Annotated in this window: 9 protein-coding genes; 5 read left to right on the top strand and 4 right to left on the bottom strand. The window is 52.9% G+C overall.

Translation table 11 applies throughout. From position 1 onward, the window contains the following. Window positions 1-2 precede the first annotated feature (2 nt). Window positions 3-3,095 carry an efflux RND transporter permease subunit gene (locus GCE01_RS11350; protein WP_099212952.1) on the top strand — a complete coding sequence of 1,031 codons (3,093 nt, stop codon included), beginning with the start codon at window positions 3-5 and terminating at the stop codon, window positions 3,093-3,095. A 178-nt stretch (window positions 3,096-3,273) separates the two neighbouring features. On the opposite strand, the gene GCE01_RS11345 is transcribed toward GCE01_RS11350, so the two are convergent. The 4 genes from GCE01_RS11345 to GCE01_RS11330 form a co-directional block, all read right to left on the bottom strand. Beyond that, the gene (locus GCE01_RS11345) at window positions 3,274-4,614 is read right to left on the bottom strand and encodes an MFS transporter (protein WP_099212951.1); all 1,341 of its coding nucleotides are present in this window, start codon (window positions 4,612-4,614) and stop codon (window positions 3,274-3,276) included. Window positions 4,615-4,666: 52 nt separating this feature from the next. Beyond that, window positions 4,667-6,334 (bottom strand): FAD-dependent oxidoreductase, encoded by a 1,668-nt coding sequence (locus tag GCE01_RS11340; RefSeq protein ID WP_099212950.1) that lies wholly within the window; start codon window positions 6,332-6,334, stop codon window positions 4,667-4,669. Continuing rightward, window positions 6,331-7,275: a sugar phosphate isomerase/epimerase family protein gene (locus GCE01_RS11335; protein WP_099212949.1), complete on the bottom strand. Its 945-nt coding sequence runs from the start codon at window positions 7,273-7,275 to the stop codon at window positions 6,331-6,333. The genes GCE01_RS11340 and GCE01_RS11335 overlap by 4 nt, the downstream gene beginning before the upstream one ends. Window positions 7,276-7,587: 312 nt before the next feature. Further along, on the bottom strand, window positions 7,588-8,496 hold the full coding sequence (locus GCE01_RS11330) for an ROK family protein (RefSeq protein ID WP_099212948.1): 909 nt from the start codon (window positions 8,494-8,496) through the stop codon (window positions 7,588-7,590). Between the two features lie 216 nt (window positions 8,497-8,712). Here GCE01_RS11330 and GCE01_RS11325 point away from each other — a divergent pair, with 216 nt between their 5' ends. From GCE01_RS11325 to nagB, 4 genes are all read left to right on the top strand, one after another. Further along, a complete protein-coding gene (locus tag GCE01_RS11325) occupies window positions 8,713-9,852 on the top strand; it encodes an ROK family transcriptional regulator (RefSeq protein WP_099212947.1) in 1,140 nt (379 codons plus the stop codon). 206 nt (window positions 9,853-10,058) lie between these two features. After that, entirely contained in the window at window positions 10,059-12,479 is a 2,421-nt protein-coding gene (locus tag GCE01_RS11320; protein WP_099212946.1) for a TonB-dependent receptor, read from the top strand. A 122-nt stretch (window positions 12,480-12,601) separates the two neighbouring features. Continuing rightward, window positions 12,602-13,852 (top strand): glucose/galactose MFS transporter, encoded by a 1,251-nt coding sequence (gene gluP, locus GCE01_RS11315; protein ID WP_099212945.1) that lies wholly within the window; start codon window positions 12,602-12,604, stop codon window positions 13,850-13,852. Continuing rightward, a complete protein-coding gene (nagB, locus tag GCE01_RS11310; RefSeq protein WP_099212944.1) occupies window positions 13,849-14,646 on the top strand; it encodes a glucosamine-6-phosphate deaminase in 798 nt (265 codons plus the stop codon). Before gluP ends, nagB begins: the two co-directional genes overlap by 4 nt. Window positions 14,647-14,663: the final 17 nt, after the last annotated feature.

Below are 14,663 nucleotides of genomic sequence, written 5' to 3'. Positions count from 1 at the left end.
ATATGCTGGCGTTCATTCAGAAAAATACCTTTCTCCTATTCGGCCTTGTCGCCGCAATGCTGGTCGGTGGTCTTCTCACTATTCCCGGTTTGCCCGTGGAACCAGTGCCAGACATCTCTCCTCGTCAGGTCATGGTTTCTGTCACGGCACCGGGTCTCGCAACGGAGGAAGTTGAAAAACTTATCACCTTCCCGCTTGAGACAAACCTCACAGGAATACCCGGGGTCACTGATCTTCGGTCTGTGTCTCGTACGGGTGTGTCCGCTGTCTATCTGCAGTTCTCGGATGCAACAGACATTGATCTGGATCGGACACGCGTCAGTCAGCGTCTGCAGCAGGCGCGGGATACGATCTCGGTTCCCGGAATATCCATCACGATGGGCCCTCTTGCCACCGGTATGGGCGAGATCATGCAGATTCAGATCATGGGAGCAGGCTATTCTCTCACTGATCTGAATCGGATCATGACGTGGACCGTTGTGCCCCAGCTGAAGCTCGTTCCGGGCGTCGTTGACGTCAATGTCAATGGTGGCGCGGAAGAGACCTTCGAACTGACGCTCGACCCGTCCAGAATGGTTGCATACGGCGTATCTATCCAGGACATCGATCAGGCTATCGAGACCAATAACGCATCGTCCGGCGGAGGCTGGATTGCTCATCATGATGAGCAGCAGGTGATCGTCGCTCGTGCGCGGGTGACGGGCCTCGACGCATTCGGCCTGATACCCGTCAAAACGGGCCCCCGTGGCCATGTCATTCGGATCCGCGATATGGGGAAAGTTGCTCTCGGCTCCCGTACGCGTCTGGGTGCCGTGACGCGTGACGGTAAGGGCGAGATCGTCAATGGCGTCGTTCTGATGCAGAATGGGGCCAGCTCAAATGCCACTCTGGACGCGATCAATGCAGCCCTTCCAGAAATTCGGCAGTCTCTTCCACCCGGCATCAAGCTTGACCCGTTTTATACGCGGGCCAGCCTGACCTCTGAAACAATCGGAACGGTCAAGGAAAACCTGGTGATCGGCGCCATTCTGGTAATTGGCGTTCTGATTGTTGTCCTGGGCGACTGGCGAGCTGCTTTTGTCATTGCGTCTGTTATCCCGGCAGCCCTGATATTCGCCATGGCGGGTATGCGGTGGTTTGGCGTCTCTGCCAATCTGCTGAGCCTCGGTGCGATAGATTTCGGGATGATCGTCGACAGTTCGCTCGTTGTCGTGGAGCATCTTCTGGCCACCCGGGACAAAGCCACCAACAAGAACGACTTCAAAACACTCGCTCATCATGCACTTCTGAGTGTTATCCGTCCTGTCAGCTTCGCAATTTTCATCATCATTATCGTCTATCTTCCCATCCTTACCCTTCAGGGAATTGAGGGAAAGATGTTCAGGCCAATGGCCCAGACGGTCATCATGGCGCTGGTTGCGTCCCTTCTTTACTGCGTCATCTGCATCCCGACACTCGCGGCATTGGTCATGCGGTTTGGTCTGGTTGATCGGGAAACGCGCTTTGTGCGATTTGTACGCCGCTACTACGAACCCGCACTTGCCTGGAGCGAACACCACGCAAAACTCCTGACTGGCATTACACTCACAACATTCGCCATAGCTGTACTTGTTGCGTCACGCCTTGGCGGTGAGTTTGTTCCCCAGCTTGATGAAGGGTCTCTCCTCGTCACATCGCTACGGCTTCCGAGCGCCTCGCTGGATACAGTTTTACGGGGCGTGACTGAGGAAGAGCGTATTCTCAAGAGCTTCCCTGACGTTGCGACTGTGGTCAGCAACACGGGAACCTCGGCCATTCCCACAGATCCTATGGGTACCGCTGAAACAGATACGTTCGTGTTTCTCAAGCCCAGATCGGAATGGACGACGGCCGGGACTGAAGCTGGACTTGTCAAAAAGATGAGCGCCGCCCTGAATGAGCGCCTGCCAGACGCAGATTACTCCTGGACGCAGCCTATCCAGATGCGAATGGACGACCTCCTCTCCGGCGTTAGAACGCAGCTTGCAATTTCAATCTACGGAGATGATCTGGAGACACTGTCACGGCTGGCCAATACAACGATCAAGGCAATCAACAGCGTTCCGGGTGCAGCGGATGTGAACTCCGCCAGTGAGGGCACGATGTCCTACATGCATGTTGACGTAGATCGGGATTCAGCGGCTCGTCTGGGTGTGAATGTCTCGGACATTCTTCAAACCATAGAGGCCATTGGCGGCCATACAGGCACGTTCATTACTCTGGAAAACGCCATTATTCCGGCTCAGGTCCAGTTTGCGAGCGACGCTGTAAAATCCATGGATCGCGTGGGCAGGCTCCAAGTACGACGCGCAGATGGAGCCGGCTGGGTTCTGCTCAACGAAGTTGCCCATATTTCGCTCGTTGATGGGACGTCCCGCATAGATCGTGACAGCCTGCGCAGACGTATCATTGTACAGGCTAACGTCCGCGGGCGCGATGTCGCGAGCTTTGTAAAGGCCGCGCAGACAGCAGTTGAAAAGCAGGTTGTCCTGCCCCCGGGCTACCGAATGTCCTGGGCAGGTCAGTTCCGGAACCTTGAATCCGCCAGCCGACGGCTTGCTATCGTCGTGCCAATCGCGCTTGCCCTTATTTTTATCCTTCTGGTGGCAGCACTTTCTTCTTTGGGTACGGCAGCTCTGGTGTTCGTAAACCTGCCCGTAGCCGCAACAGGCGGCATTCTGGCACTCGCCATACGAGGTATGCCTTTCAGTATTGCAGCCGGTATTGGTTTCATTGCCCTGTTTGGCGTTGCCATCCTTAATGGTGTGGTTCTGGTGTCCCAGATCCGGACCTATCGGGATGAAGGCATGGAGGCCGCTCAAGCAGCATTCGAGGCTGCTCGGGTTCGGTTGCGCCCCGTTATCGCAACCGCGTCCGTGGCGAGCCTGGGCTTTTTTCCCATGGCATTTTCCGGGAGTGCCGGAGCTGAAGTAGAACGGCCGCTGGCAACCGTCGTGATTGGTGGACTGGTGTCGTCAACGCTGCTCACGCTTCTGGTCCTTCCGTCCCTCTATGCGTTCTTTTTCAGCCGTCGGTCAGATTTGAAAGGCGCGAAACCTACGTCTTCCGCAGGTTGAGTTGCGGCGGGGCTCAGTATCAGAAGACCTGTCCCAGTAGCAGTGAAGATGCAGAATTAACTTTTCGCATCTTCACTGCTTTACTATCTGATTATTTCATACATATACCATCAATCACGGCTGACGGAAAATTCGTAGCTTCTGACACAAACTTTGTTTTTTTGCCGTAAAGACATGATCAAAGAGAAGTAACAAGAAGCTCGTTCTCCGTTCCTCGAACTGATTTCCATAGCAGTAAAAGGCCATACTGTATGATGACGGACACCAGCGGTAGAATAACAAATCCTGCGGTGACCCACGCGGCGGTGCTTCGGCTCAGCACCAGAGATGTAGCGTCATAACGACCATAGGACAGGCAGAGTGCCAGAACGAAGCCAGTGACGCCCATAGACACTTTTGAAATCAATGTATTGATCGAATACGCCAGACCTGCAGCCCCGGTCCCGTCGACCGCACGGCCATTATCAATTGCTGCTGCGAGAAAAACATACGATATGGGGGACATTAGCCCCTGCCCTAAAGCCAACGCCACAAAAGCTATCAAAAATCCCGGCAACCATACTCCGCAAACGAGCATGGCTACATAAGCTAGGCCCTGGACAACTGTTGCCGCGAAAGCTGTCTTCATGATTCCGAAACGGCGCGAGCTCATTGGACAGAATGATGCTCCTGTAAAGCTGCAGACGCTTGCAAGCGTCAGGATCGCTCCGCCCAAGGCATCAGTTCCACCGAGCACACATTTCACATAGTAAATTGCAAACCCATAGAGTGCGGCAATGACAATAAACTGTTGAAATACGATAGTGTTGCAAATGAGCCAAAGTCTGTTTTTAAACAGTAATCTCAAGGTCTTACGGATGTCATGGTGCGCAGGAGTTGTCGGATAACGCGCGACACAATTTGTGGATACCATCCGCCATAGAACAATACCTACGCAGGAAAGTAGCAGGACGAATATCGTAATTCCCCGCTGCCGATGAGCTATGCTGCTCCCCCCGCCCAGCCACGTAATGGCGGGAATGGTTAACGCGGCAATACAGAACTGCCCAACCTGACAGCCCATCATTCTGAACGAATTCAGATCAACCCGTTCGCGCGCTGATTTGGTCATCATGGGAGCGAGCGCACCATAAGGCGTGTTGATACAGGAATATACGGCGCCGAATATAATATACGTTCCCCCTGCCCACAGTATTTTTCCCGTGGGCGAAAGCGGTAACGGCAGGAAACAAAAAAAATCAGCAATACCGAGCGGAATTGCCAAATTCCGGATCAGTGGCCGGATAAAAAGTCCACCTTTTCGATCCACCACCCAGCCGATTGCTGGATCGCAGAATGCATCGAACACGCGTGCAATGAGTAGGATCCAGGCGACAGAGGCTGCCGGAATACCGTAGATATCGGTGTAGTAAAACATCAGATATGCTGACGTCAGACCCCACATCAGATTGGAAGACAGGTCTCCACAGCCATAGGCCACTTTTTCACGACGAGAGATCTCGTTTAGCTGGCCTGTCATCACGACTCTCCAATGGCAGAAAGAAACTCTGAATGTGTTGCAGAACTCTGTTTTAGAGCCGCCCCGCTTTTAATTCTGTAGCCAGATGCTCACACGCCCGAATACTGAGCGCCATAACTGTTAACGTAGTGCCGAGTGATCCGCCTGTCGGGAAGCTGGATGCATCCGTGACATACAGGTTGGGGACTTCCCAGCATTGCCCATACGGATTCAGATATGAAGTCGCTGGGTCGCTTCCCATTCTTGCGCCACCACTTTCATGTATGGCAGCCCCCACTACCAGACTTTTTGGAAACATCTTGCGCATGAACCACCGGATTGGCCAAACCTGTGCAGGATACATCCCAGTGCCTTTCTGCCCCAAACCTAAGGGGGAAGCCCAGAAATCAACCAATCCGCCGCCACTTTCTATCATGTCGACACTATCCTGGATTTGGCGCTTTAACATCGCCCGCTCGTTGGAATGGATGCCGCAACTGATGTGAGGGAGAGGAATACCCCATCGATCCTCTCTGGAATAATTCAGCGTAATCCGATTGTCTTCATAAGGAAGCATTTCACCGAAGCACATCATGGTGACAGGCAGATATCCCTGTGCATCCGGTCCAGCATAACGCCCAATCGACCCCTGATAGGTATAGCCACCGGTGAAAGAAGCATCGTGATGATTGGCAGTATTTTCATATCGAGGCACATACATTCCCCCGGTCGCGCCAAATAGCGGATGTTCTGGAAGAGTTTCCGGCTGCCCTTCACGCGCGATCGCAGGCCAGCGCCCGAACATCAGGCTGGCACATTGATCCATAAAATATCGGCCCAGGACGCCTGAACTGTTTCCGAGCCCGGAAGGATGTCGTGCACTACGGGAATTCAGAAGCAGCCGGACACTTTCAATGGGGGATGCGCAAACAACGACGGCTTTTGCGGAGATCGTGTGCCGTTTGCGAGTGCGGCGATGGACAAATGTTACGCCTGTCGCTCTTCCGCTGTCTAAATCGCTTTCAATCTTCTCCACAATCGCTTCAGACTGAAGTGTCGTGCGGCCACTCGCGAGAGCTGCTTCCACGCCAGCAGGCAGAGGAGAGCTTTTGTAACGGTTGAACCGCCACGCCACTGTGTGTCGATCTGCCCACCGTGCCTTCAGAGCAGCTCGAAATCCTTTTTCTTCCGGCGTTAGGATCGCAGGCTCTGCCATGATTCCGTCGGGCGCGGTCTCTACACCGTCATCATTCCCGCAAATTCCAAGGAAACGCTCAACCTTCTCATAGAACGGCGCAATGTCAGCGTAGGACAATGGCCAGTCTTCAGGTCCCGTTCCAAGACTTCGCCCTTTAAAGTCGGTATCGGACCAACGAAATAAAACGCGCCCAAAGACGTGTAATCGCCCCCCTGTCTGCCTGCCGCGGATCCAGAGAAACGGCCTGCCTTTTGGTGTCGTGTAGCCATGTGCCCAATCATTGACGAAAAGATGCCGGAGCTGCTCTTTGAAAAATGCAACGCGGGCCTGAATAGGCTGCCCCAAGAGCGTTGCCTTCACACGAGGAAAAAGAGCTGTATGAGACCAGTTTCGACCAGAACGTGGCTCGACATCAGATTGCCTAAGCCGCTGGCCAGCCTCCAAAACCAACACCGATAGACCCTGTTCGGCGAGCTCTTTCGCGGCCAAACTTCCGGCTGCACCGGATCCCACAACGATCACATCATACGCGGTGCGGGTCATGCAGACGCCCCTTCAAGGCCGTCATAAATCGTGTTGATGAATTGAGCGCCGTCTTTCAGCGCTTCTTCAGGATTAGCGCAGGAATCCATCTCCAGAATTGGGCCACATTTTAGGGGAGATTTTTTTAACCGAGTGGCCAACTCTGCAAAATTGACGCTTCCCTGTCCTATTGGACGAAAATACGGTCGATGCTGGGCATAAATGGTCTCATTGATTTCAACTGAGATCGGCATCAAACCTGACGCATCTTTCCAATGCATCGCTACCACACGCTCAAGATGTCGCTCCAGGAGTTTAACCGGATCTCCACCCTCAATGGTAATGTGCGCCGGGTCCAGACAGAGAGAAACATAGCGTGGGTCAGTTAGAAGCATAAACAGATCCACATCCCGTGGAGCGCAAAAGACGGAATTTGCTTCGGTGTGCAATGCGAGAGTTACGCCTGAACGAGCAGTCACAGCCCCCATACGATTCAACAGATCCGCCATAGGCTGGGCAAGTGCCATATCGACAAACTGAACCGGCTCAGAAAGCCATGTCGTACGGCAAGGAAGTCCGACAACCAGCACTTTTCCGCCAACGGAAGACAGGAATTCTGCTGCTTCGGCAACCGATGTGAGAATTTGCTCTTCTGCCGCGCGGTGTTCGGACAGTGGAATACGGTCGAGGTCTGCGAAAAAGCTGGACCATATAGAAAGACCTCTATTTTTTAGTTCCTGCGCCAGATTTTTTTTGGAGCCGAAGGCTTTAGTCGCACTTTTCCAGTCAAATGGAGGAAATGTCAGCTCTATCCCGCTTACACCCGTTCCTGCCTGAGTATCCAGAATTTTTGTCCAGAAGACGAAAGGGTCTTTTTCTGCGAGACGTGCGATTTCGTCTTCGGAATTTACCCCCCAGAACTCGGGATTATAAAACGTGATCAGATCAGTCCCGGTTTTCATACAGGCTCTTTCTGTTGCCGCTCTCTAAAGCTGAGGATAGGAATAGACGCACTTGAGGTGAAGTTCATTATGAAGAAGGAACGGACTGTGTGCAATCGTTTGCCATAAGGCACGTCACTGCAATTTTGCGGACACAATGAGCTGAAAGTCAGGGCGGGTCTAACTGGGTTTAGTGGCTTGGGCGCGCAATCGTGTCTTTTGTCTATACCAAAAACTCAACTGGTCTTCCGCCGCACATAATCAGGCGAGAATGAACCATGATGAGATTCCTCGAATACAAGAGACAAGCCCTTATAGGTAATGGGGGTTCGCCTACACGTCCGCGAGGCAGGCTGCCCCCAGCAATCCGGCTTCCGTCCCGAGTGTTGCCTGAATGAGAAGTGGCGCTTCAGTCGGGTAAAGAATTTTCTCTCTCACAGCACGATCGATCGCCGCTATAAGGCTCTTGGAGTTGCCCAAGCCGCCTCCCACCGGAATGATCGTGCATCCCGTAATGTTAACGACATGCGCGAGAGCAGCAGAAACGTAAGACAGGTAAACCGTCATCGTCCTTTCAGCTTGAAGGTCTCCTCCTTCCCACGCGGTCAGAATGCTGCGGCTATCGGAAACGTCTCCTCCAGCCCAGAGGTGCAGGCGCTCAAGCGCGCGGGCTCCTGCTATTGTGTCCAGGCACCCTGCCTGCCCACATCCACACTTAAAGAGTGGAACAATATTTGAATGATCAGGCTCACAATTCATGAATGGCGGTGGCAGCACAGTAGGAGAATGCCCCCATTCACCTGTGATTCCGCCCAGGCCAGTTACGATTTTCCCGCTGAGTATATGGCCGCCACCAATACCCGTTCCCAGAATAATGCCGAATACGTTTTGATGCCCCTTCGCGACACCAAATCTTGCTTCCGCAAGAGCAAAACAATCTGCATCATTGGCAATCAGAACTCGCCTATTGGCCTTGGCTTGTAAAAACTCCCCTAGAGACGCCTGCTTAAGGCAGGGAATATTGGCAGCGTGAACAATGCCAGTTTCAGGATTTTCAACACCTGCAATAGCGATATGCAGGGGAACTCCCGGCCATGGCCGACATAGTTCGACGAGAGCGTCTACAAACGCGGTCAGGTCATTAACTGGCGTCGGCACCGCGGTTCTATACTCTAGTTTACCCCCTGGCCTCACAGCGGCAAAATCGATGAATGAACCACCTATGTCTGCACAGAGAATCATATATGCGTCCGCTTAAGAATGAGGCAGCCCCGTCTGAAACGTGCAGTAGCAGTCTCGTCGGCGAAGCGATTTTAGTGAGGCAGATTCACCACGTTCGTTATCCGGTTAAAGAGCGAGACGTTCTTTGTAAATATGTTGATGTAATTCTACGGTTTATAATTTAGATAAAAAATTATCTCACACCTAGCGTCTCCTGCGAGACGAGCAGGAAAACCAATGCTTTCAGCTGGCCACTACCAGATCCTTAGCACTCTCAGTCGTGAAGGCTCAAAAAGTCGAACCGAGCTGGCTCAATTCCTGGGGCTCAGCAAAGCGACTATTTCCGGATTGGTCCGAGATCTCCTCGACAAAGACATTCTTTCCGAACGGGAACTCGTTTTCGGAGTAGGTCGGCCGTCTGTCTCCCTCGCCGTCAGAGCGGATGCTGCATGGTTCATAGGCATTTCCATGCAGGACGACCCGATGGTGCTCGTGCTGACCGATCTACACGGCACAGTACATGCACGTGTAGAACTGCCTCGGCCTACAGATCCAGATGAGTGCATCAATGCCCTTGCCAGAGCAACTGAGCAACTACGGCAGACCATGGGAGAAGCCGGAGACAAGCTTTCCGGGATTGGAATTGCGCTTCCCGGGTTCGTCTCTCGAGACAGACATACCTGCGTCGCTTGCACTGCCCTGGGGTGGAGGGACGTCAACATCGGCACAGCCATGGCAGAGAAGACCGGGCTACCGACATGGGTTGAAAACGATGCCAAGGCCCTGATTCTTGGTGAGGAACTCTTTGGGCCGCTTAGAGGGAGCCCCGATTTCAGCATGGTTTTCGTCAGCCATGGCATCGGCTGCGCGCATATCGTCAACGGGAAACTACTCTGGGGCAACTCAGGAGGAGCCGGAGAAATCTCACACGCCCCGGTAACGCTGGAAAATTCTGATGCCCTTCCCTGTCGATGCGGTAACAAAGGGTGCCTTGAGACAGTTGCTTCCCTGCTCGCCATCTCCAATTCAGCGCGAAAGATCGGGCTTCCAACCACCGCTCAGGAGCTCACAACCTTGGCTACAAGCGGCAACCCTGAAGCACTGACAATTCTGCATCGCGCAGGATCGGCCATGGGTATCGCGACAGCGCAACTCATCCAGATGCTGGATCCAAGCCACGTTGTGGTCATGCTCGACACAGCACTGAGAAACGGGGTCTACGGGCATGCACTTCTCCACGAAGCAGAATCCCACATTCTGAACCGCGTTGGCGCTCGGACCATGATCCATTTCCGCGATTTTGAGCCAGATAGCTTTGCGAGAGGGGCAGCAAGTTTGGCCGCGCGATATTTCATTTTTGGCCAAGACGACGTTTGAAGCCACCCTAGACAAAAGAAACCACCAAAATTCGTGCTTTTTTAGCAACAGTTTTGAATGCAGATCGAAAATTGTTTTGTTCGCATTATGAATTAAGTTTCGCTTCTTTGAGACCTATTGCGTACTAAAACACGGCTCTGCATGATGATTGCCATAAAGAAACGAAAGATCGGCGCTGAGACGGGCCGTAGAGTGGAGTTGTCACAATGCGCATAACATTCCGTCAGCTTTTGGTTTCCTGTGTCACGATGGCCAGCCTCGTGAGCGTAAGTGCAAATGCACAGGATAACAAAGCTGCCCCCGCCTCATCCAAGGGCTCCTCAACAACCAAGGCTTCTGCCACGTCGCGACATTCCAACTCTTCAAGCCCAGGCCCTTCCGTTCTGGGGCAATTCACCCCGTCGGTAGAAGAGATTTCCGTTACAACCCATTCTCTGTCAGCAACGGGCGTTACGAACCGCACTCCTGGCGGCGGTCTCATGCCGCACCAGACGGCTCCGCGGTCGCAGAGTGGTGTCACGCGTGACTTCATCGCCAAGCAGTCGCCGTCTTCCAATATTACGTCACTGGTTGCGGATCTTCCTGGCGTTACAGTCTCGAGTCAGGATCCTTATGGCATGACTGGCGATCATATCCAGATGCGCGGATTGAATGAGACGCAGATCGGTTATCTGTTCGAAGGCGCCCCCCTCGCCGATCCGATTAACTACGCGCCTTATACCAGTACGCTGGTTGATACAGAGAACCTTGGGGCTGTTACGGTTTCTCAGGGCTCGCCTGACCTGAATGCTCCGTTTTACAATGCCGTTGGTGGCCAGATCACGGCGTCAGCCCTTAATCCTTCCAGGAAGGCTGGTGGCTTCATCGACGTTGCTGGTGGTACGCACAGCTTTAACAAAGAATTTCTTCGCCTCGAAACAGGCAATATTGGAAACTCGGGCATCCGTGGGTTCGTGTCGTTCTCTCACACCAGCTATAATAATGGTGCCCGTGGACCCGGTGGCCTATTCCGGTATCACGTCGATTCAAAATTCGTAAAAGAATGGGGCGACGGAAACAGTATTTCTGCAATGTTCTCCTATAACCGTCAGCAGGCAACATCATGGCGGTCGCCAACGATGGCGCAGTGGAAGCAATACGGCGTCGGCTTTGCCTACTCCCCGACTTTCTCTCCGGGAAATGCCTCTTATTACAAGCTGAACCAGCAGAACCTGAATCAGCAGCTCGTCGTCGTGCCGATGCACTTCACACTCTCAGATCACCTGCATCTCCAGGTAACACCCTACTATGTGCACCAGTTCGGCCCCTCTCTTGGTGGCGAGAACATTCCTGCGAGTGGCGGATATTACGGAACACAGCAATACGGTAATCTTGACCGTGGGACGGTTGTGAATGGCAACATTCTGACGTCCAGCCGTGACCCCTGGAATCAGAAAACTGGTGGCCTCAATACTTCTGCAGACTGGAACATCAGCAGAAGCAATACGTTCTCGTTCGGCTGGTGGTACGCGTATACAACACATGAAGAGCTTTCAGATTTCACGCCTGTCAACGCAAACGGTGTGGGTCTCTCAGGTGGCGTAATCCGACTGAACGGCAAGATCTTGTCCGGTTACGACCTGAATTTCATGCAGCAGGTTAACACGCTGTTTATTGCTGACACCCAGAAGCTTCTGAACGATAAGCTCACGCTTAGCGCAGGCTTCCGGGTTGCTATGGTGTCACGTCAGGGTACCAACCTGATCCCAGGCGCTGATCCTTACAAGATGCAGGGCAACTATTTCGAGCCGCTGCCGCAGTTCTCTGCCAGCTATCAGATCACCAAGCAGGACCAGATCTATATCAACGGCACCACATCTTTCCGTGCGCCAGAATCTGTTGAAGCCTATTCCCAGATTTTCGATCCGAACTCCGCCCACGCTGTGATGCAGCCGCAGAGCCTGAAACCTGAATATTCGATCAGCGAAGAAATTGGCTATCGTCATCAGGACAAACTCTACAACTTTGCGATGTCACTGTTTAACATCAACATCACGAACCATCAGGTTACATCAACGGGCTACATCCCGGGTACGAACATGATGGTTGCGTCCCCGATCAATATCGGTGGCCAGACGTCTCGTGGTGTTCAGGCCGAATTTGGACTGGCGCGCTGGCATCACTTCAGCCCCTATGTATCTGGTCAGTTCCTGCACTCAACGTTCGATAATGACTTCAACACAGGCAGCGGCCTCCTACCGACGGCTGGCAAGATTGCAGTTGGCGCCCCGAAGTTCACCGCTGCAGTCGGCCTGAACTATGATGACGGGCACTTCTTCGGCAATTTTGATCTGCGATATGTGGACTCCCAGTACACGACATTCATGAACGACCAGAAGATGCCATCGTACATTACGTCAAACATCGCACTTGGCTACCGTATGAACTCTTATGGGCGTATCAAGCACCCACAGATTCAGTTGAACCTCACCAATCTTGGCGACAACCATTATCTATCCGGTTCGAGCTACACCTCCAACGCCAAGGCCCACCTGACCTCCACAGGTGCGACCGCAAATGCTAGCGCGCCAGTTTATTATGTTGGTGGCGTATTCGCGGCGATGGTCTCGCTTTCCACAGGCTTCTAATTCCCACGACAGGCTGCTGATCACATCAATATTGGTCAGCAGCCTATTGAGAGGGCGATCTTTTGTTCAAGTTTCCCATATCGAGCCCTGCCGGGGCTTATGGATGGCGGCCTGTTCTTATCATGGCCGCCCTTTTTTTCAGCATAGGGTTTGTTACCTGGCTGAATGGGCCCCTTATCACTTTTGTACAGGTTGCTTTCAACCTTAGTGACGTGGCGTCCTTTCTTGTTCCCGTGTGTTTTTATCTTGCATATTTTGTCTTTCCCCTTCCGGCGACCTTGCTATCCAAGCGGATTGGCTTGAGACATGGCCTGGTTGTATCGCTGGCCATCATGGCCGTTGGCACCGGCCTGTTCGGGGAGTGTGTTAACGCACGTTGGTATGCAGGGGCGCTCAGTGGGCTGACTGTGATTGGCGCAGGTCTCTCCCTCCTTCAAATCACAATCAATCCCTATGTCAGCTTCCTTGGCGATCACGACCGTGCGGCTCAGCGAATTGCCATTATGGGGGTGGCGAACAAGTTCGCAGGCATTGTAGCCCCTGCCCTGTTCGCGATTATTGTCATGCCGCACGTCGGAGACGTTGCAGCAAGCATCCATAACACACCTGCCGGACCGGAACGCGACGCTATACTTACAGGCTTTACCAATGCCGTACACACGCCTTACCGCGTGATGGCTGGCCTGCTGGCGCTGTTGGCATTTCTTGTTGCGCGATCCCCTCTCCCTGAAATTACGATGGAGCAAGACGTTCTGGCACAAAGTTCAGGGCGTCGCAGGAATTCGCTGAGACTAGCCACTGGGGTACTCGCCATGTTCCTCTACGTGGGTATCGAGGTTTTGGCAGGGGATGCGATTGGGCTTTTTGGGCGTTCTCATGGTCTCTCTCTCGATGTAACCAAGTACCTGACGGCTATGACCCTCGCATCAATGATGGCTGGATATCTTGTTGGTATGGTCGTCGTTCCGCGGTTTATTAGCCAGGAACGCTACATGATTGTGTCTTGCATTGTTGGGATCCTTATCTGCCTGATAGCGCTAACAACACATGGGATTGCACCAGTGTTGTGTGTAGCATTACTGGGCTTCACCAACGCCATGATCCTACCCGCCCTCTTCCCCATTGTACTCGCGGAAGCCGGTGCTGACGGCGCAAAGGCAACAGCCTTCCTTGTCATGGCTTTTTCCGGAGGCGCTGTGCTCCCTCAGATCTTTGTTCATCTGATCCCAGAACTCGGAACAACATCGGCCTTTATGGGACTAGTAATCCCATCCTACCTCTTCATCGGGCTTTGGATGACTGTTATCCTGATAAAAACTCAACCAACGCTCGCTAACCTTGTCAAAACGCCTGCAGGAGCTCCCGAGGCATGAAAATCTTGATTCGCCCGGATGCGGCATCCGCTCGAACTGTCGCCGCCCATGTTTTGAAGCGTCAGATAGTAAAGAAACCCGCATCCGTCCTTGGGCTCGCAACTGGGCGCACAATGGAAGCAATCTATAAGCTTCTTGTCACGGAACACCGTGAAAGCAATTTGGATTTTTCGTCCGTAACAACATTCAATCTGGATGAATATATCGGGCTAGATGCTGCGAACGAGCAGTCTTACCATTACTATATGCAAGAGCATTTGTTTTCGAAAGTTAATGTTTCGCCGAACAGCACGCACGTTCCTAATGGTGCGGCAAGTGACGTAGATGCAGAAGCCAAAAATTACGAAGCCGCTATTGCTCGGGCTGGAGGTATCGACCTTCAACTTCTTGGGTTAGGCCAAAACGGGCATATCGGGTTTAATGAACCACTTTCTTCACTGAACTGCCGAACACGCGCCATCACTCTTGCTCAGACCACGCTTGAGCAGAACGCCGAGATGTTCGGGGGCAACCCAGACAGCGTTCCCTCTCGGGCCATCACGATGGGAACAGCAACCATCCTTGAGTCACATATGGCTCTCATGGTCGTCACTGGCCCAGCTAAAGCGCAAATTGCAGCACAAATGATTGAAGGGCCGGTTACTGCAGCTGTGCCAGGATCAGCATTGCAATACCATCCATCGTGCCTGGTCATTTTAGATGAGGACGCTGCATCCGCGCTCGCTTTGCGAGAAGCAATCGATTGGCAAATGAAGCACGATCCTGAACTGATGGCTTTGATGGACTGTTTATAAGTCATAGCGGGGCAAGA

Source organism: Gluconobacter cerinus (genome assembly GCF_002723935.1).
GTDB lineage: Bacteria > Pseudomonadota > Alphaproteobacteria > Acetobacterales > Acetobacteraceae > Gluconobacter > Gluconobacter cerinus.
Note: the sequence above shows the minus strand (reverse complement) of the source record. Positions and strands in the feature narration are given on the sequence as shown.

Coding starts and splice junctions, on each gene's coding strand:
- GCE01_RS11330 (WP_099212948.1), bottom strand. CDS start 8,496: ATGATTCTCTGTGCAGACATAGGTGGTTCATTCATCGATTTTGCCGCT.
- nagB (WP_099212944.1), top strand. CDS start 13,849: ATGAAAATCTTGATTCGCCCGGATGCGGCATCCGCTCGAACTGTCGCC.
- GCE01_RS11320 (WP_099212946.1), top strand. CDS start 10,059: ATGCGCATAACATTCCGTCAGCTTTTGGTTTCCTGTGTCACGATGGCC.
- gluP (WP_099212945.1), top strand. CDS start 12,602: ATGGCCGCCCTTTTTTTCAGCATAGGGTTTGTTACCTGGCTGAATGGG.
- GCE01_RS11350 (WP_099212952.1), top strand. CDS start 3: ATGCTGGCGTTCATTCAGAAAAATACCTTTCTCCTATTCGGCCTTGTC.
- GCE01_RS11340 (WP_099212950.1), bottom strand. CDS start 6,334: ATGACCCGCACCGCGTATGATGTGATCGTTGTGGGATCCGGTGCAGCC.
- GCE01_RS11325 (WP_099212947.1), top strand. CDS start 8,713: ATGCTTTCAGCTGGCCACTACCAGATCCTTAGCACTCTCAGTCGTGAA.
- GCE01_RS11345 (WP_099212951.1), bottom strand. CDS start 4,614: ATGACAGGCCAGCTAAACGAGATCTCTCGTCGTGAAAAAGTGGCCTAT.
- GCE01_RS11335 (WP_099212949.1), bottom strand. CDS start 7,275: ATGAAAACCGGGACTGATCTGATCACGTTTTATAATCCCGAGTTCTGG.